Raw genomic sequence first — 17,299 nt, 5'->3', positions numbered from 1 at the left:
CCAGTTGGCGGGATGGCGATCAGCCGTCGACGTGATCAGCACCTCCGTCTTTTGGTGGCCGGCCCCGCCGTTTCAGGGTCGGGGGAATGGGGTTCGCGGTTGCCTGCGTTTTGTGTCGGATCGTCTCGGGGACGAGATCAGCATGTTCGCGTAGGCGATAGCTCGAGCCCTCGATTTGGATGACGACGGCGTGGTGAAGCAGGCGATCGAGCAGCGCGGTAGCGACGACGGAATCGCCGAAGATCTCTCCCCACTCGGCGAAGCCGCGGTTCGAGGTTAGGATCATAGCGCCTTTTTCATATCGGGCGTTGACGAGCTGGAAGAACAAGTTGCCGCCACCGGGAGTGACCGGGAGGTAGCCGATTTCATCGACGATGAGCAGCGCGAACCGGCAGTAGTAGCGGATCCGCTCGCGCAGAGCGCCGTCACGTTCGGCCTTGGCGAGCGAGGCGACGATATCGGCGAGGGAGCTGAAGTAGACGCTGCGCCCTGCCTTAACGGCCTCCACGCCGAGAGCGAGGCTCAAATGGGTCTTGCCGGTTCCTGGTGGCCCGATGAGATGGACCGCCTCGGCCCGATTAATGAACTGCAATCCGGCGAGCGCCAGGACGCGGTTTTTGTCGAGCGACGGTTGGAAGGCGAAGTCGAAGCCGGCGAGCGTCTTTATGGCCGACAACTTGGCCATTTGAACCGCCATTTTGATGCGACGGTTCTCGCGCATCGTGAGTTCTTCGGTGAGCAAGGCATCGATGGCGTCGAGGGCGCTAATTTCGCCGCGTTCGAGGCCGCGCAGGGTGACATCGAGGATTTCCAGGGCGCGCGGCATCTTCAGACTGACCAGGTTGGTCTTGACGCGCTCGATGACGGAGGAAGCACTCATCATACGATCTCCTGGGCTGCCAGGCGGCGGCCGACGGCCGCGTAGAAGTCAAGCGAGCGACGAACGGCGTGGTCACCGGCGCGCGTGAGGGTGACGGGTTCTGCACTGCCTGGACGGCGTCGGCCGAAGCTGGCGAGCTTGCGATGTGCCGGATCGAGCCGCTTCTGGCCCCGACCTTCGAGCGGGGCATGACTTGCCACCAGCACGCTGCCCTCGAAGATGCGGATTTCGTCGGCGAGGACGTGGACGTCGAAGACCCGCCGCCGCCTCGTATCAGGCACGCTGTACAGATTGCCGCCGACGCTCACCATGCCTTCGTGCGAGGCCCGTCGCTCCAGATGCAACACCGCCCGGTAGGGCGCGCTCGGCAAGGCTTGCAGTGCCGCCTTTTCCTCGGCGAAGGCCTCATTGACGACCCGATGGGTCGTGGCATGCACCCGCGGATTGGCGACGGTATCCAGCCAATGGCGGAGCTGGCCATTGAGGTCGTCCAGATTGCGGAAGACCCCGCCGAGGAAGAAGTCCTCGCGGATGTAGCGGAATGGCCGCTCGACCTTGCCTTTTGTCTTGGGCCGATAAGGCCGGCAAGCGCGCGGCTGGAAGCCATAATGGCGAGCGAGATCGACCAGCGCGCGGTTGTAGACCACGAGCCCCTCGGCGTCCTGGCCAAGGACAGCGGTCTTCATGCGGTCGTAGAGGATCTCGCGCGGAGCGCCGCCGATCGCTTCCAGAGCGGCGATATGGCAGCGAAGCACTGTTTGCAGGTCCTGATGGACAACGAACCGCGCCCAGATCAGTCGTGAGTAGCCGAGCACCATCGAGAACAGCCAGACGATGCGCTTGACTCCTGGCTCATCGACAAACTGGACCTCGAACCTGGCGAAGTCGACTTGCGCCTGCTCACCTGCTGGAGTTTCAAAACGCACTTCGAAGGCTGCCGGCTGGGCAGGCCGCAGCTCGCGCACGCGATCGCGTACGATGCTGTAGCCGCCGACGAAGCCGCGTTCCTTGAGCTCACGCCACAGCCGCACGGCGGTGAGCGCAGGATAGGCAGCCAGCCGCTCACGCAAATAAGCTTCGAAGTGGTCGACAATTCCGGGCCGCACCGCTCGCTTTTTGTAGACCGGCGGCTCCAATCCTTTGGCGATGTAGGCCCTGACTGTCTTTCGATCGACACCAAGTTGCCGGGCGATAGCGCTGACCGACAGACCTTGGCGATGCAAATCCAGGATCATGACAAGTTCCCCAAGTTTGAGCACCGCGCCCTCCCTTCCGCCTGCAGGAGGAACGTCGGCGATTCGACGCGACGGCCGACCGGCCAGGGCATGCCCTGGCCGGTCGGCCGTCGCGAAAACTGGGGAATTTTCAAATGCCATAAGTGGGGAGAATTACTCCGCCACTCACATCACGTAACCGACGCCATTCTCCGTCTTGCCCTTCGTGCGTGCCCGATACGGCGCGCAGGCGCGAGGACGGAAGCCCCAATGCTTCGCGAACGCGATGAGCTTGTCGTTAAACTGAACCGACCGGCTCACCGCGTCGTGGCGCACCACGAGCGCGCGTGGATTGTCCATCAGCACTTCCTCCGGCACGCCGCCGAAGGTCGTGAATGCGCTCTCGAGCCCGGCGAACCAGTGCTCTTGCTTCTCGGCCCGGAACGCACGCACATGCAGCCGCCGCGAATGCCCCAGCGTCGCCACGAACACGAATGCTTTGACCTTCACCCCGCCGATCTCGACCAGACGTTCCCCGAAGTCGATCTGCAGCTGCCGGCCCGGCGGCGTCTCGAACCGCGTCGTCGCCAGCGCTTCGGCCTTCAGCGCCTGGCGATAGGGCCGCACGGCGCGTTGCAGCGTTCGCCGGCTGACTGCCACGCCTTCCTCGGCCAACAGGTCCTGGCGCACCACATCCGCATTGCCGCGATGCCGAATGAACCTCTCGCGCAACCAGCCCTCAAGGCCATCGAGCCGTTTCGGGCGATCAGGCGACTTGAACGGCTTCGGCCCGCCGGCCGCCACGTAGCCCTTCACCGTGTGATGGCTGCAGCCCAGATGCCGCGCAATCCGCTTCAGACCCCACCCGCACGCCCTCAAGCGCAACATCTCAGCCACGTCATCCGGCATCTTCATCACCTGCCCCCGTGGATCAATCCACGACGAGCCTTCCGTGATTCGTTCCTCGTTCATTCCCTCTCTCCTCGGCTATCCAAGGAGGGGGCAATTCCTCGTGACGCCGAGGGGGCAGTTTTCCATGGCGCGCGACACCAAGGGGTGTCGCGTCAACAGTTGTAATCGATGCGCTTTTCTGGCCGCGCCTCATTCGATCCGCGGTCCTGGCCACAGCCATTTGGTAGCATCCCACTCCCGCGGGGCCTGCTTCGAAGGTGCGCGGCCAAGAGTCGGCTGCACAAAGTGGCCGCCTGCGATCATATGCAAGGAACCACGGGGGTTAGGGGGGCTATGCCGGATCCAATAACGATCGCGTCCGCTGTGGGTGCTGTAAAGCCGACGTTTGATGCTTTACGTTCGGCTCTCGGCCTGCTGAAGGATGCCAAGGATCTCCTGCCAACCGGAGAGAAGCAGGCGGCAATCACCCAGGCTTTGGTGACCGCTGAATCGAGCGCAAAGCTTGCGGAAGCCGAAATTGCAAAGGCGCTCGGATTTGGATTTTGCAAGTGCGAGTTTCCGCCAACGCCTATGCTCACGGTCGGGCACATCAGCAATGCCCACGCCGCTCGGTATGGTATCCAAGGTGCCGTGTATGAATGGCCCGAAGTGCGGCTTCAATAGTGTGCTGAGTTTCAGCTATTCGCGGACCGCGCCGTTGCGAGAAAAGTAAAAGGCTCGGAATTTTCCACACCCAGGACGCTCTGTAGCCGACGCGAGGAGCATGAAATGACTGCCGCCAGTTGGACGGGCGAAGCCTTCCCGCCCGTCGATCATTGCATCTACGCTCATCGGGATGAGGAACACACGCCCTTCACTGATGAGCACATCATTCCGTTTGGATTGCTGCCGAAAGGCGGCGACTGGTTCTTGCCCAAGTCAAGCTGTCTGAAATGCAATGCGATCACAACGCGCTTTGAAGACACGTGCCTACGCGGGACTTTCGGTGTCTTTCGCGAGCATCTAGACCTAAAGACAAGACGCAAAAAGAACCGAAACAAGCCCCGAGAGGTCTGGTTCAAAGGGCCCGACGGGTCCGATTCAAAGCAAGAAATGCAAGTCGCGGACATCCCGAGATATTGCCTTGGCTTCAACTGGCTCCCCCCAGGCATTTTGCGGGGCCAATCTCCGACATCCGAACTCAATTTCAGCGGTGAGACCGTGCTTCGCTACGCTCGCGGCGAATTAGAGAAATTTATCCCTGACAAACACGGATTCAGGCTCGGCAGCGTTCGAATGCTCGACTTTGCCCGAATGCTTGCGAAGATCGCACACTCATACGCAATTGGGAAATGCGGTGAGAACGCTTTTGAGCCGATGCTCCCAGACCTGATCCTTGGTCGCGATGAGCACGCACCTTACCTGATCGGAGGAGATCCAAGAGGAACACCGCCCGCCCAGCCACGCGTACTTCATGACATTTACCCAATGAGCGCGGCCATCGGAGATGACGGCATCACCTACCTCGGCTTCGTAATTCGGTTGTTTGCGTTCTGGGAGACGCCCACCTATTTCGTCATTGTTGGCCGCAAGAAATGGCGAGTTGGCCCTCGAAATGAACGTCTCGCGCGATCAGGCCCGTCAGCGTGAACCGGCGGCCTTTTCCACACCCACGACGCGCTGTAGCCCGCGGTTCCGGGGATCTTGTGTTGCTTTTTGCCATAATTAGTGAGTTGCCGTCACCAGACGCCAGCAGAAATAATAATCTCGCGATGGTGACGGGGTTGATTATTACCGGCTGTGTTGGCTTCCTAGCTTTGGGCGCGACGTTCGCCGTGATCGTCTACATCGATGCACGAGCTGAGCGCCGACGCCAGCAGTAACGAAGCGAGTCCTCCATACGTCTACTTACGATACCAGCCGCGGCAATTGTCCACATCCCCCTGCCCGCAGAAGCTCGCGCGCCTTCCAAGCCACCAGTAATCGATAATTTGACTCTCGCCGGCGCCGAGCTTCGATGGCCGCATGCCACGTCCTCGACGCAAGGACCGCACCGAACCTGATGGCCGCCCGCGCAAGATCACGCTGGGCGACCTGCATCAACGGGCGTGCGCGATCTCGTGTTCTGCCAGGACCATCGCTGCAGCCACAACGTCAAGCTTACGGCTGATTACGTCGACCGATGGTCGGACGACATCAGGATCTCGCAGCTAGAGCCGCGGTTCGTCTGCACAGCGTGCGGCATGCGGGGCTCCAATATCGTCTCCGGATGCTATGGCACGGAGCAAGCCATCTTGCCGAGACCGGGTAATCAAGAATCGCCTATAGCTCGGCAGAATTTCCGGCTGGGGGGCCGATCCATGAAGCTGATGAACGAGCGGCCTCACTCTGATCCAGAGGCCGCGGGGCGCAAGCTGATCGAACTCGCCAAAGGCGTCGAGGCGGTCCAGGACGGCCGCATCCATATCGAGAAGAACAACGCGCCGTTCCTGTCGAAGAACGGCTGCAATTCTAGCGGTCCCGAATTCGGCGCCGGCATCAAGCATGCGGTCGATCAAGGTTGGCTCGAGCTGCACGAGAGCGCGAGAGCGGGACTTACGTGAGGCTGCTGACACCAGGCGAGGATTTGCTGGCAACGCCGCGAGAGCGAACCCGAGGCTAAGTAAGGGGAGCCTGCGACGCGCGGGTTGCGATCCCGGCGGAGAGGACGGGACTGGCATCAACCACCCGCGCGGGCACGGACGGGCTCGGCGGGTGGCCGTGACCTGGGTCGCAATGCGACTTAAATCCGGCAACGCGGTGGATCCATTTTGGCCGCAGGCGAGATGCAGGCGACTTAGCCGTCAGTTCGATTGTCCCCTCAAGGTCGCACTTTGAAGCATCGGCAAATCTTACCCGAACGGATGTAGCCGATGTTACGGCTGCCAGACGAAGCGCTATATCCGAACTGACGACTGGGCTTTCGACCTTCCCGGGATGACATTCTATGCAGAACCCGTCCGATTGCGTGGAGCGATTGCGATGAGGGAGGTTAGGATGGATTTTTCGCGGATGTCGGATGGGATCCGGCTGCACCAGGCCTCTCATCGGCATGATGGGGACGACGAAGCGAGTCCGGCACCGAGCGCCCCTTTCCTGACCGACGCGGTCGGCGGTGGCATCCTGGTCCATGGTCCCGGCCCGTCTGCAGGTCAATTTTCAGGTCAATTTGCAGGTCCTGAAGCGCACCCCACGAGCGCGAATACCCAGCATCATGGTTCCGACTCGATTCAATCCAAACATCCCGCATCGGGGGTCGACACAGGCGGCCACGCCGGCAATCACGCTGCGGCGGGCCTGGATGTTTCGTCCATCACGCCCGCTTCCGACGCATCCCATCCTGGGATGGGCATTGCGACAGTCGAGAGCGGAGCCAACATGGCCGGGAACGGCGGAGATGGCTACTTTTACGGAAGTATCATTCACGCGTCCCTGTTGGTCTATGAACCGATCAACATCTCGGTGAGTTTGGGATACGGCTCGGTCGCCCAGGCCGACCAGTCCAACAATTTGAATGTCGATCAATCCGCCTTTCAGATGGCCGGCGCCGGCGGCCATGGCGGCAATGACAACATTTCATCGGGAGGCAGCGTCAGTACGTCCTTAGGCGCCGGCGTGATCGCGAGCGGCGAGAGCGGCGCCGGAAGCGGCGGCAGCGGCCATTTCTCGGGAGCGATCGCGGACGCTCCCGTGGTGATCTATCATCCAATCAATATTGCGTTGGCGAGCTCGGGCGGCACTGCACATGCAAGTCAGTCGAACACGGTCGACATCGACCAATCGGCCACGCAGATCGCGGGCGTCGGCGGAAGTGGCGGACATGGCAATGTGGCCGCCGGCGGTAGCGTCATCACGCTCGACCCCAGTTGGGGATCGAGCGTCTTTGACGTTCAAACGGGAGGAAGCCAGGCCGGCAATGGCGGTGACGGCATGTTCTACGGGGAACTCGTCCATACCTCGTTTGTAGTGTACAACCCGATCAACATCGCAATCACGGGTTACGGCTCCAGCGCTTACGCGGTGCAGATAAACGATGTCTCCGTGGATCAATCCGCGGTTCAGATCGCTGGCATTGGAGGGCACGGCGGCAACGACAACGCCGCAGGGGGCGGCCATGCAAACCTTCTCTCCCATGATCTGTGGGGCGGGTCCGATACGATCGCGACCGGTTCGAACAGCGCAGGCAATGGCGGCAACGGTTATTTTGCGGGCAGTCTGATCGACGTCAGCGTCGCGATCTATGCACCCATCAACATAGCAATCGCAGGTCCACATTCGACGGCCATGGCGGATCAGGTCAACAACGTGCACATCGACCAGAGTGCGACCCAGATCGCCGGCGTTGGCGGGGACGGCGGCTACGGCAACCTCGTGCTAGGTGGCGATGCCGCGCATCTCTTGTCGGATCTTCACCTGCTGGCATAGCGAAACGTCGCATCGCTTGCATGGCCGATCGCATCGGGGCACGCGCGTCGCCACTCTTCGCATGCAAAGCCCGCGCAGAGGCGCCCCCCCTGACGAAATGTCGTACTTTCGTAGGTAGGCCCATCAAACCGGGATGGTGTTCGATTTGACATCTATCGCTCCTGGGCACGGGCGGATCAGACTGCCGTGCGCGTCCGCCTGATCGGGATGGATGTTGCACGACAGCCAACAAACCGACGGAGGCCTCAAATGATGCCAAAGGCAATCAACATCTCGGATACGATCAAAGTCAAGTCGATCGACACCGGTGGTCAAAGTGCCGGAAATGGCGGTGACGGTACTTTCAAGGGAGCCATCATCAGCAAGCCGACTGTCAACTACGATCCGACCAACAAGGCGGAAGGCGCCGACGTGCACGTCAGCACCGGCGATCACGTCAAACAGACGGCGGATTGGGATGCTGGCGGCGCCAACGCCAAGGCCTCGGTGTTCTCCAAGGCTCATGGCGGAGACGCCGAGTCGAACGGAAGCCAGAAGTCCTACAGCGGCTACGATACCTCCAAGGTCTACGCCAATACGGATGCCACCCAGATCAACAAGCTCGCGGTGGACCAGCACCAGGAAGTTGTCGCCGGCATCGGCGGCGATGGCGGAGACGGCAACTTCGCATGGGGTGGAGGAGTGACCTTCCATCTCGACACGCTCTGACGAACCGCTCGTCTGACCGGCAGGACCGGCTGCCGCGGCCGCCGGTCCTGGATTTCGCGCCAAAGATCTACCTATGTGGTTGCCCGGTTGCGCTGAGCATCAGTCAAGTGCGCCGGACCTCGATTTCAGGCGGTGACGATCATGCTGATGCCGCCCATTCGGTTGCCCATCCTGCCGCAGATCCGGACGCCACTGCACATAGCCCTCCGGTCCTGCGTGGGACCGCTAGGCCTCGTTTTCGCATATAGCTGCAGTTACAATGTGCTCCTGTTTGCGCCCTCCATCTATCTTCTTCAGATCTACGACCGGGTGTTGTCGAGCCGGAGCGGCGACACGTTGCTCCTGCTCACGCTCATCGTCGCGATCACAGTGGTCGTCGGCGGCGTATTCGATGCATTGCGACGCGCCGTCCTTGGACGCCTCGGCGCCTGGCTCGACGATCGGCTTCGTCCCTGCGTGCTTTCGGCCGGCCTCGAATCGGCGCTTCGCAGCGCTTGGACGCAAGCGTCGGACGCATATCGGGATCTCACCGTGCTGCGCCAGTTCGTCGAGTCCGGCTCATGTGCGATGCTGTTCGACGCGCTCTGGTCGCCCTTGTTCCTCGTGGTCCTCGTTCTGATCCACCCCCTGCTTGGCGTGGTGGGCGCCTGCTGCGTCGCCTTCCTGTTCGCACTCACGATCGCCGGAGAGCTCGTCACGGAAGACGCTTTGCTCAGGTCCAGCGCCGCGCTCTCCAGAAGCTACGGTCGCCTTCAGACTGCCGCGAGCAACATCCACATGATCCGCGCCATGGGAATGTTCGATAGCGCTGCGCGCATGATCCAGCGTGACGCGCAGCACGCGCGCAGAGAACGCGATGGAGCCCTCCGGCGAGGCGAGATCGTCTCGCTGGCCGCCAAGCCGGTTCGCGCGCTGTCGCAGGTCTTGATCATGGGGGTTGCCGCGTGGCTCGTTCTCGATCACGGGAAAAGTCCGGCAATCATCTTTGCTTCTACGCTCATGTTCAGCCGGGCGCTCGCGCCGGTCGAAAGTGCGGTCGCAGGCTGGAAATCACTCGTGACGGCCGTGAGTGCCTGTCAGCGGCTCGGCGCACTTCTCGCTGCGTTCCCCGTCGGCCGGCAGGCGAGCGCAGGGGTTTTCCCGCCGCAGGCGCGAAACGGCCTCGTCGTCGACAATGTGGGCGTGTGGCTTGCGGGGACCGACCATCTTCTGCTGAACGGCGTCTCCTTCAGCCTCATGCCCGGAGAATGCCTTGGCATCATCGGCCCGTCCGGGTCAGGCAAGTCCTTACTCGGCCAGGTGATCGCCGGGCTGTCGATGCCGACGCATGGCCGTGTCCTCCTCGACAATACGGACGTCTCGATGTTTCGGGAAGGCCGAAACGGCGGCGGTCTTGGATATCTCCCCCAGGACATCAATCTGATCGGCGACACCATCAACGACATCATCGCACGCCTTGAAGATGCCGACCGGCGGAAGGTCGTCGAAGCGGCCAAGCTCGCTGGAATCCACGGGGCGATCATGCGCCTGCCGCAGGGTTACGACACGGTGGTTCACAGTGAAACAATCTTCTCGCGCGGCTATCGGCAGCGCCTCGGTCTTGCCCGCGCCTTTTTCGGCAGTCCACGCCTCATCGTTCTCGACGAACCCAACGCCAGCCTCGACTACGGAGGCGAGCGAATGCTCCTGGATGCCATCGAACGCATGAAGCTCGCAGGCGTCATCCTTGTCGTCGTCACTCACAGGATGGGTCTCCTCGCCGCCACGGACAAGATTGCCATCATGGAAGACGGTGCGGTCGCCGCGTTCGGCGACAGCGAAGACATCTTTGAACGGCACCTGAGCCGACCCCAGGTTACTTCACAGGTTGCGCCATGATCTGGAACTCTCTCACCGTCTGGAAGCATCCTGCTGTCTCGAGACTTCCCATGATCTGGGACCAGTTCGTGCGAGCGCCGGTGCGCCCCCCGCCCGCCCGACGATCTGGCGTCGTGGTAACCGCAATCGACGATTTCGAGCCTCTGGAGTTTCCATGGTGCTCGACGCCTACGCCGACCTCGCCACGCGGAAGGCTTCGCACTATCACCGTCGCGGGCAATCTGCTGGTGCTCTGCTTCATGCTGGGGCTTGGGACATGGGCGAGCCTCGCGCCGCTCGAGAGCGCCGCGATCGCGTCCGGCGTCGTGGAATCGGAATCGAGTCGCAAGACGATCCAGCATCTGGAAGGTGGTATCGTCAGCAAAATCCTGGTTTCGGATGGCGATAGCGTGCGTAGCGGCCAAACGCTGATCGCGCTGGAGGATACCCGGGCGAGCTCGGAGGTGCAAAGCCTTCAAGGTCAATTTTGGGACGCAGTTGCTCGTGCCGCACGACTTCAAGCCGAGCAGCAGAGATCTCAGAGCATCGCGTTTCCGGACGCGCTGGAACAGGACAGCAAGCAGAACGGCGTGGCAGCCGCTGCAATGTCCGCGCAGCAGTTCATTTTTCAGGCACGCCTGCAGGTTCACGAGTCGCAGCTTGCGGTCATTCGCGAACGAACGCGTCAAGTCGAAAAGGAGATCGAAGGTCTCACGGCACAGGAGAGCGCCACCGAGCAGCGGGTCGGCATCGTCCGGGAGGAACTGGATATGGTCACGACCCTCGTCAATAAGGGGCTCGAACGGCGGCCGCGACTTCTGAACCTGCAGCGGGAGCTGGCCGACGTTGAGGGCCGCCGCGGCGAGATCGCCGCGCAGATTTCCCGCGCCACGCAAGTCATCAGCGAACAGCAGGCCACATTGTTCAAGCTCGAGAGCGAGAGGCAGAACGAGATCGCACAGTCGCTTCGTGAAGCACAGAACCAGATATTCCAGCTCCGCGAGCGGTTGCTTGCGGCCAGGGACCAGCTATCGCGAACAGAAGTCAAGGCGCCAGAGGATGGCGTGATAACCGATTTGCGGATTCATACAGCCGGTGGCGTCATCGGAGCGGGCGCTCCGCTCATGGACCTGGTGCCCCGGCAAGACCGTCTCATCGTGACCGCGCGCCTGAGGCCCGAGGATATCGACGTGGTTCATCCCGGCCTCAATGCCGAGGTTCACCTCGTACCGTACAATCAGCGTCGCGTGCCTCGCCTGAAGGGAACTGTCGTGCACGTGTCGGCAGACCGGCTCCTCGACAAGCGTACCGACCAGCCATACTACGCGACCAAAATCCGGATCGACGACGCGCAGATCCTCGCAAACGACATCCAGATCGTCCCCGGCATGCCGGTTCAAGTGTTCATCACGACAGGGCACGGTACCGTGGCTCTCTACGCGCTCAGGCCTTTGCTCGACAGCTTCCGTGGTGCATTCAGAGAGGACTAAGTCTCCTGCATCGGACCTGCGCCGGATTCGTGATCGCGAACCTGCGCCGGCAACCGGACGCGCCAGCGGAGCACGGCTTCCGTCCGATTGTGCGCGGCACATTTCCGCATGATATGCTGGACGTGCATTTTCACTGTGCTTTCCGAGAGGTTCAATTTGGCGGCGATCAGCTTGTTGGGCAGGCCGAGCGCCAATTCCGCCAGAACCTGTTGCTCACGAGGCGTGAGGTCGGTCACGCTCCTTTCGATAGTCACTCCGGCTCCCTCGTTCACAAGATATGCGCGCGCAAGCCCGCGTGCATCTGGCGCCTCGAAATCAGCTATCCTGTTCATGCCGGCGACAGGCAGCGGCCTGTAGACGCCGCCGACAAGGACAAGGCGCAGGCCAGCTATGGCGATCTCGATCGGCAGCGAGGTAGAAAGAAAGCCGCGCACGCCCCGCTGCATCGCGGCCTGCACGGTCGGCTCGTCGTCATGGTTCGACAGGATCGCAACGGCGGCGTTGGGACAACACTCCGCAACGAAGGCGAGACTGCCCTCAACCGAGGGATCGTCGATGGGCTTGTCTGCAATACTCAGCATCACCAGACGAACATCGCGAGTTGACGTGGTGTCCAGGCTTTCGACCGTTGCCAAGTCGAGGATCTCGAATTCCGCCAATTCCCGCCTGAGGACGTTCAGAATACATGTGCGGGGCAACAGGAGCGGGTCGACGATTACCAGAACCGGAAAGTGAAGCGATCCATCGAGCCGCTTTGACGAGTTGGTTATGTCGTCCATGATTTCCTCGAGATGAAAAGAGCTTCCGCGATATTCCCATTCCGTACTGCGTCTCCCCTGCTGCTGCATTCATCCTGAATGAACATCACGAGAGCGGCGCAGTGCCGCCGCCAGTGCCTTATCCACTGCGGGTACTTGGCGCTTGGGTGGAAATTCTTTCCGCTCAAATCATTTGGGCGCGTACCGCGCGGTGACGCAGTCGACGCATTCCCTAATTGCAGATATTTCGATACGCCGTTGACGCCGCCGACCCCGACTTGCCGTCGGCGATATATACTTCATCCTCCTTCACGAGATAAAGAAACGGTCTCTCTGCGGTCTCGCCGCCTGATGCGCTTCTTCCTTTCACACGCCCGCAAATCGTGTCCACGGGGCGTCCAAGCGTGTTCTTTCGCATCGTGCGCTTCATTTCGGTGAATTCGGCCGATCCTGGATCCTCCATCTTCGTGGCGATGGTGACCTTCGCCTTTTCCAGGACAGGATCTGATACTTCCGCGGGCCGTTCGGATACCGGGACGCTGATCCTCGTCCGCGGTGACGCCGCTTTGGCGAGGTCGACCGATCCGCTCTTCTCTGGAGATGATTTCTTGCCGGACCTTCCCCGAGTTGCAGAATTCGATTTGACGATCACGGGATCCGGCGCCAATGCCGTCGGCGTTGGCTGTGCGGGTCGGGCGACCGCAACCCGGTCGAAACAGGCTCGTGACGCACACCCAAGGAAATACCCTCGGGAAGGCGCGAACCAGCCAAAGCCGATCAGGACTCCTGCCAGCACTCCAACAAAAAGCAGTCCCATCCGATTCCCCTCCCTGGGAGCTCGGCTCGCACTTGTAACTAGGACTAATTCCGCGCTGGTGATCCATTTGTTGCGCAAAAGCGTTAAACGGCCATTAAGCTCGCAGTCGTCTGGACCATGCCTGGATCGGCGGATCAGATTGGGCTCCAGGCCCGTGCCGAGATTGCCGCAAAAGGACAATCGTGAAAGCAAGCATGGCCCGATTTGGTCCGCTCTTGGTCCCCTCTGCAACTTGCGTGTTCAAAGGTCCCGCTTTGCACCACCAAAGGCTGCCGATCACCGGCTTATGGCCCTCGGGCCTGTACCGCGCACCAGCTTCGCATCAGAAACGGCGTGAACGAAACGCCACGAAAGCAGATGGGATCGAGCAAAAACGAGGGAGGATTGTCAAGCGACGTCCGGATTTAACCCCGTAGCGACGTGAAGAAGTGACCCCCTTGTTGTTTTGGTGGATGTGGCAAGCCGCTCGCGGAGCGCGCCCCCATAGCGCCGTAGCGAGCGAGCGGCTTGCTTCACGGCTTTTTCTCCGATTTAGCTTCTGGCGCGGCGGCCTTCTGCAAAAGCCCGCTACGACGCTTTTCTTTCAAGCGGTAGCTGTCGCCGCGGATTGTGATCACGTGACTGTGGTGTAACAGGCGATCAAGGATCGCGGTGGCGACCACAGGGTCGCCGAAGACTGAGCCCCACTCGCCGACGCTGCGGTTGCTGGTGAGCAGGATCGCGCCTCTCTCGTAACGGCGGCTGACGAGCTGGAAGAAGAGATGTGCGGCATTGGGCTCAAAGGGCAGATAGCCGAGTTCGTCGATGATCAGGAGCTTTGGCTTGGCAAATTGCGCGAGCCGCTCGTCAAGCCTGCCTTCGCTGTGTCCTTTGGCGAGTTGCGCAACGACCGTCGTGGCTGCGACGAACTGCACGGAATGCCCAGCCAGGATCGCTTCACGCCCCAGCGCGACCGCCAGGTGCGTCTTGCCAACGCCAGGCGGCCCAAGCAGCAGCACGTTCTCGCCATTGGCAATCCAGCGCGCACCGGCAAGCTCACGTACCTGCTTGGGGTCTAGGGACGGCTGGGCCGAGAAGTCGAAGCCGGAGAGATCGCGAACGAACGGGAAGCGAGCGAGTTTGAGGGTCATCTCGATGCGCCGCTCGTCCTTGCGGGCGATCTCGCGCTCGCACAGTAGCACCAGGGTCTCGCGCAGGCTCAGCTCTTGTCGGCCGGCCTCGTCCAATAGCCCATCCAACTGGTCGCGGACGGCGGTCAGCTTCAGGCGGGTCAGCATATCGCTCAGGCGATCGGGGACAGCGGCGCGCATCAGAAGCCCCCTCCGACGATTGCCTCATACTCGCCGAGCGGCCGCAGCAGCGCCGGCGAGTGCGGCGCAACGGACGATCCTGCGAGCGCGGCAGCTCGGTTCGATCTAAAGCCAGTCAGGCCCGCAAAATGCTCGGGGTCGACGACGCGGCGGCGACGACCGGCACAAATCGGATGGACGGCCACCTCATGGATCCCATGGTGGATGCGCACCAGCCCGTCGGCGATCATCACTCGCACCATCTCGCCGATTAGCCGCCAGGGCACCGAGTAGGCGTTGCCATCGATCTCGACGGCACAGTCGGCCTGCACACGGCGGATCACTTCACGTGCAGCCTGGAAGGGCGGCCTCCCAACGATGGGCTTGAGTGCCTGCGCTTCCGCCCGCCTGAACCGCTCGATCGGAGGCTCGCCGGTCGTGCCATGCTGGCGCAGGTCGGCGACCTCCCGCGTCCAAGCCTCAAGATGCGCCTCAAGGGCGTCCCAGCTCGGGAAGGCGCGGCCCGCGATCGCGTTTCGTTTTACGTAACCAACGCCGTTCTCGGTCTTGCCCTTGGTCCGGGCTCGGTATGGCGCGCAGGCACGGGGCCGGAAGCCCCAGTGCTTGGCAAATGCGCTCAGCTTGTCGTTGAAGACCACTGTGCGCGTGATGGCGTCATGCTCTACGACCAAGGCACGGGCATTGTCGAACAGCACTTCTTCGGGCACGCCGCCGAACTTCATGAACGCGCTTTCCAGGCCGTCGAACCAGTTCTCTTGCCGTTCGTTGCGGAAGGCTCTGACATGATGCCGGCGCGAGTAGCCCAACGTGGCGACGAACAGGTAGACGCGAACCTTGGCGCCGCCGATCTCAACCAGCCGTTCACCAAAATCGATTTGCAGTTGCTTGCCAGGCGCTGTCTCGAACCGCACCGTCGCGCGCGCTTCCGCCGCAAGCTCCTGGCGATAGCGCTGTACCGCCCGCTCAACTGTGCGCAGGCAGACAACGATGCCTTTCTCGGCTGCCAACTCCTGGCGGATCACGTCAGCATTGCCGCGGTGCTGCCGCAGACGCTCCTTGAGCCAGCTCTCCTGGCCCTCAAGTGCCTTTTTGCGCTGCGGTTGCCGATAAGGTGTCCAGCCGCCGGCCGCGATGTACTCCTTCACCGTGTTGCGGCTGATCCCGAGCTCCCGGGCAATCCGTTTGCTACCCCACCCCAGCTCGTTGAGCCGGAGTATCGCCGAAACCTCGTCCGGCTCCAGCATGGCCTCCCTCCGCGGATCTTTGAACCGCAGAGGACCTGAACTGAGTCGCTGCATAAAACCCCCGTTTTGATCGTGTCGCGAGGGGGTCAATTCCTCGTGTCGTCAGGGGGGCAATTTCCCATGTCGCCCGACAAGGATCACGAAGCTGACCAATATGAGGAGGTCAACATGACCGACACAGCTCAGACAGACAGATCAATGCGGCGGATCGGCGTTATGTTCGGAGCTAGTGAGGGTGATCCCCAGGTCACGAAATATCTGAGAGCGTAAGCTGACATCCCGAAGGCGTGCAACAGAGGCGATCAGTTGAGAGGCTCAACAAGGTGGGCACGCGAGGGCGACGGAGTGAATCGGTCTCACGAAATATTGAGTCTCGTGCGCTACACGGCCGTCGCGGAACTCCATAATGCTGACGGAGTAAGACGGTACGTCGTCATAGCTCAGGACAAACTCGCTAACCCAGAGGTCGCCACCCCCAAGGATTCGCCCTACGGCAAAGCGCTTTGTGTTCGGCTGCAGGAAGCGGCTTTCCTGGATTTTGCGCCGGCCCCGGATGCGTTCGCCTGATTGCGGATAATCGAGCACGGCATCTTCGCAATAGATTTCATGCTCGATCGAACTGGCCTGAATCCGAAGCATCCCAAGGACGGCGCAGCGCAGCCAGTTTCTCGCGATCATCCATCCTTCGCCTCACCATCTGGCGCTTTCGTTTGCGCACGCGATGACACTGGGCACAGGCATACCATGCGCCGCCTAATTGTCTGAGCAAGAGATGCGCCGAAGTAGAGCCGATATCGCCGCGGGTCAAAAGCGCCGTTTTGGCCAGCGGTCGGCCATTCCGGTTTACCTCCGCCTCCGGACATCTCCCTCCGACGCTGTAATGGAAGCTCAAGGGGCCAAAAGGAGACCAGAGACTACGATTGTTTTGGCTACTCGATGACCTTATCAGCGCGGCCCAGCAATGTTGGAGATATGGTGAGGCCCAACGCTTTCGCCGTCTCGAGATTGACAACCAATTCGAATTTGCGGGCCGCCTGAACCGGCAGGTCTGCCGGCTTGGTACCACGAAGAATGCGATCGACGTAGTCTGCTGTCTGCAAGATGGTATCGCTGCGATCGATACCATAAGTCACAAGCGCTCCCGCGTATGCGTGGGCCTCGAATGCAAATATTGCCGGCATGAGATTGGCCATGGCCCGTTGAATGATAAGATCGCGGTTGGCCTCGGTGATGGCGTGGGGCAACGCAATGATGCCCCCTCCACTTCCGCTCCCCACGAACTCGGTGAATGCGCGCTCTACTTCGGTGCTGTTGTGGATGCCGCCAGCAGTGTTGGCGGCGTACGCGATAACGGGACCAGAAGGCGCAGCACCGATGCGCATCGTGATTGGTTCTATGACTGTGGTGCCGTAGGCATCCAGGTTCCTATCATCGGCGTCAAGTCGTAGCCGCTCGCTTCTGTCGAGATTAAAAATGTAAGTCCTTTAGCCGCAAACATATTGGCCAAGCTTACGAATGAAGGGTCCGTCCCCGCAGGCAAAATCTGGATGTCCGAGACGTTGGACATGGTCACATTAGCGGTTTGAGCGAACTTCTCTTTCCGCCACCGAACGGCGCCACCGCGGGAGCGAATAGGATCTCAATAGTTCCTTTGGTGTAATTCGCC

At 61.2% G+C, this 17,299-nt stretch carries 15 protein-coding genes and 1 pseudogene; 7 read left to right on the top strand and 9 right to left on the bottom strand.

Annotated elements, in window-relative coordinates:
• Positions 1-19 precede the first annotated feature (19 nt).
• The 3 genes from istB (BRAD3257_RS09430) to istA (BRAD3257_RS09420) all read right to left on the bottom strand — a co-directional run bounded on the left by istB (BRAD3257_RS09430) (position 20) and on the right by istA (BRAD3257_RS09420) (position 3,066).
• Positions 20-883 (bottom strand): IS21-like element helper ATPase IstB, encoded by an 864-nt coding sequence (gene istB / locus BRAD3257_RS09430; protein ID WP_407120139.1) that lies wholly within the window; start codon positions 881-883, stop codon positions 20-22.
• Positions 880-2,139 carry an IS21 family transposase gene (gene istA / locus BRAD3257_RS09425; RefSeq protein ID WP_122401608.1) on the bottom strand — a complete coding sequence of 420 codons (1,260 nt, stop codon included), beginning with the start codon at positions 2,137-2,139 and terminating at the stop codon, positions 880-882. The genes istB (BRAD3257_RS09430) and istA (BRAD3257_RS09425) overlap by 4 nt, the downstream gene beginning before the upstream one ends.
• A 141-nt stretch (positions 2,140-2,280) precedes the next feature.
• A complete protein-coding gene (istA, locus tag BRAD3257_RS09420; RefSeq protein ID WP_244607905.1) occupies positions 2,281-3,066 on the bottom strand; it encodes an IS21 family transposase in 786 nt (261 codons plus the stop codon).
• Positions 3,067-3,369: 303 nt separating this feature from the next.
• Between istA (BRAD3257_RS09420) and BRAD3257_RS09410 the strand changes: the two genes are divergently transcribed.
• From BRAD3257_RS09410 to BRAD3257_RS09375, 7 genes are all read left to right on the top strand, one after another.
• Positions 3,370-3,669, top strand: a complete 300-nt coding sequence (locus BRAD3257_RS09410) for a hypothetical protein (RefSeq protein ID WP_145986995.1) — start codon at positions 3,370-3,372, stop codon at positions 3,667-3,669.
• A 105-nt stretch (positions 3,670-3,774) separates the two neighbouring features.
• Positions 3,775-4,635, top strand: a complete 861-nt coding sequence (locus BRAD3257_RS09405) for a hypothetical protein (protein WP_122401605.1) — start codon at positions 3,775-3,777, stop codon at positions 4,633-4,635.
• A gap of 710 nt (positions 4,636-5,345) precedes the next feature.
• On the top strand, positions 5,346-5,588 hold the full coding sequence (locus tag BRAD3257_RS09395; RefSeq protein WP_312016237.1) for a hypothetical protein: 243 nt from the start codon (positions 5,346-5,348) through the stop codon (positions 5,586-5,588).
• Positions 5,589-6,021: 433 nt separating this feature from the next.
• The gene (locus BRAD3257_RS09390) at positions 6,022-7,449 is read left to right on the top strand and encodes a hypothetical protein (RefSeq protein ID WP_244607904.1); all 1,428 of its coding nucleotides are present in this window, start codon (positions 6,022-6,024) and stop codon (positions 7,447-7,449) included.
• Between the two features lie 249 nt (positions 7,450-7,698).
• A complete protein-coding gene (locus BRAD3257_RS09385; RefSeq protein ID WP_035705682.1) occupies positions 7,699-8,157 on the top strand; it encodes a hypothetical protein in 459 nt (152 codons plus the stop codon).
• Between the two features lie 141 nt (positions 8,158-8,298).
• Positions 8,299-10,035, top strand: a complete 1,737-nt coding sequence (locus tag BRAD3257_RS09380; protein WP_122406453.1) for a type I secretion system permease/ATPase — start codon at positions 8,299-8,301, stop codon at positions 10,033-10,035.
• 50 nt (positions 10,036-10,085) lie between these two features.
• The gene (locus tag BRAD3257_RS09375) at positions 10,086-11,504 is read left to right on the top strand and encodes an HlyD family type I secretion periplasmic adaptor subunit (protein WP_244607903.1); all 1,419 of its coding nucleotides are present in this window, start codon (positions 10,086-10,088) and stop codon (positions 11,502-11,504) included.
• Here BRAD3257_RS09375 and BRAD3257_RS09370 read toward each other — a convergent pair.
• The 6 genes and pseudogenes from BRAD3257_RS09370 to BRAD3257_RS09340 form a co-directional block, all read right to left on the bottom strand.
• The gene (locus tag BRAD3257_RS09370) at positions 11,501-12,283 is read right to left on the bottom strand and encodes a helix-turn-helix transcriptional regulator (protein WP_122406452.1); all 783 of its coding nucleotides are present in this window, start codon (positions 12,281-12,283) and stop codon (positions 11,501-11,503) included. The two genes, BRAD3257_RS09375 and BRAD3257_RS09370, sit on opposite strands and share 4 nt — an antisense overlap.
• 211 nt (positions 12,284-12,494) lie before the next feature.
• Positions 12,495-13,079 (bottom strand): hypothetical protein, encoded by a 585-nt coding sequence (locus BRAD3257_RS40875; RefSeq protein ID WP_244607902.1) that lies wholly within the window; start codon positions 13,077-13,079, stop codon positions 12,495-12,497.
• Positions 13,080-13,591: 512 nt separating this feature from the next.
• Positions 13,592-14,389: an IS21-like element helper ATPase IstB gene (gene istB / locus BRAD3257_RS09355; protein ID WP_122401602.1), complete on the bottom strand. Its 798-nt coding sequence runs from the start codon at positions 14,387-14,389 to the stop codon at positions 13,592-13,594.
• Complete coding sequence (gene istA, locus BRAD3257_RS09350; RefSeq protein WP_122401601.1) at positions 14,389-15,687, bottom strand: IS21 family transposase; 1,299 nt, start codon at positions 15,685-15,687, stop codon at positions 14,389-14,391. Before istA (BRAD3257_RS09350) ends, istB (BRAD3257_RS09355) begins: the two co-directional genes overlap by 1 nt.
• Before the next feature lie 248 nt (positions 15,688-15,935).
• Positions 15,936-16,315: pseudogene (locus tag BRAD3257_RS09345) on the bottom strand (nuclear transport factor 2 family protein).
• Between the two features lie 247 nt (positions 16,316-16,562).
• Positions 16,563-17,015, bottom strand: a complete 453-nt coding sequence (locus tag BRAD3257_RS09340; RefSeq protein ID WP_122401600.1) for an ABC transporter substrate binding protein — start codon at positions 17,013-17,015, stop codon at positions 16,563-16,565.
• Positions 17,016-17,299 lie beyond the last annotated feature (284 nt).

The sequence above is a fragment of the Bradyrhizobium vignae genome, from assembly GCF_900324035.1.
Classification (GTDB): domain Bacteria; phylum Pseudomonadota; class Alphaproteobacteria; order Rhizobiales; family Xanthobacteraceae; genus Bradyrhizobium; species Bradyrhizobium vignae.
Note: the sequence above shows the minus strand (reverse complement) of the source record. Positions and strands in the feature narration are given on the sequence as shown.

Excerpts from the sequence above, each read along its gene's own strand:
- istB (WP_407120139.1), bottom strand. The coding sequence starts at position 883 with ATGATGAGTGCTTCCTCCGTCATCGAGCGCGTCAAGACCAACCTGGTC.
- istA (WP_244607905.1), bottom strand. The coding sequence starts at position 3,066 with ATGAACGAGGAACGAATCACGGAAGGCTCGTCGTGGATTGATCCACGG.
- BRAD3257_RS09405 (WP_122401605.1), top strand. The coding sequence starts at position 3,775 with ATGACTGCCGCCAGTTGGACGGGCGAAGCCTTCCCGCCCGTCGATCAT.
- BRAD3257_RS09395 (WP_312016237.1), top strand. The coding sequence starts at position 5,346 with ATGAAGCTGATGAACGAGCGGCCTCACTCTGATCCAGAGGCCGCGGGG.
- BRAD3257_RS09390 (WP_244607904.1), top strand. The coding sequence starts at position 6,022 with ATGGATTTTTCGCGGATGTCGGATGGGATCCGGCTGCACCAGGCCTCT.
- BRAD3257_RS09385 (WP_035705682.1), top strand. The coding sequence starts at position 7,699 with ATGATGCCAAAGGCAATCAACATCTCGGATACGATCAAAGTCAAGTCG.
- BRAD3257_RS09380 (WP_122406453.1), top strand. The coding sequence starts at position 8,299 with ATGCTGATGCCGCCCATTCGGTTGCCCATCCTGCCGCAGATCCGGACG.
- BRAD3257_RS09375 (WP_244607903.1), top strand. The coding sequence starts at position 10,086 with ATGATCTGGGACCAGTTCGTGCGAGCGCCGGTGCGCCCCCCGCCCGCC.
- BRAD3257_RS09370 (WP_122406452.1), bottom strand. The coding sequence starts at position 12,283 with ATGGACGACATAACCAACTCGTCAAAGCGGCTCGATGGATCGCTTCAC.
- BRAD3257_RS40875 (WP_244607902.1), bottom strand. The coding sequence starts at position 13,079 with ATGGGACTGCTTTTTGTTGGAGTGCTGGCAGGAGTCCTGATCGGCTTT.
- istB (WP_122401602.1), bottom strand. The coding sequence starts at position 14,389 with ATGCGCGCCGCTGTCCCCGATCGCCTGAGCGATATGCTGACCCGCCTG.
- istA (WP_122401601.1), bottom strand. The coding sequence starts at position 15,687 with ATGCAGCGACTCAGTTCAGGTCCTCTGCGGTTCAAAGATCCGCGGAGG.
- BRAD3257_RS09340 (WP_122401600.1), bottom strand. The coding sequence starts at position 17,015 with ATGCGCATCGGTGCTGCGCCTTCTGGTCCCGTTATCGCGTACGCCGCC.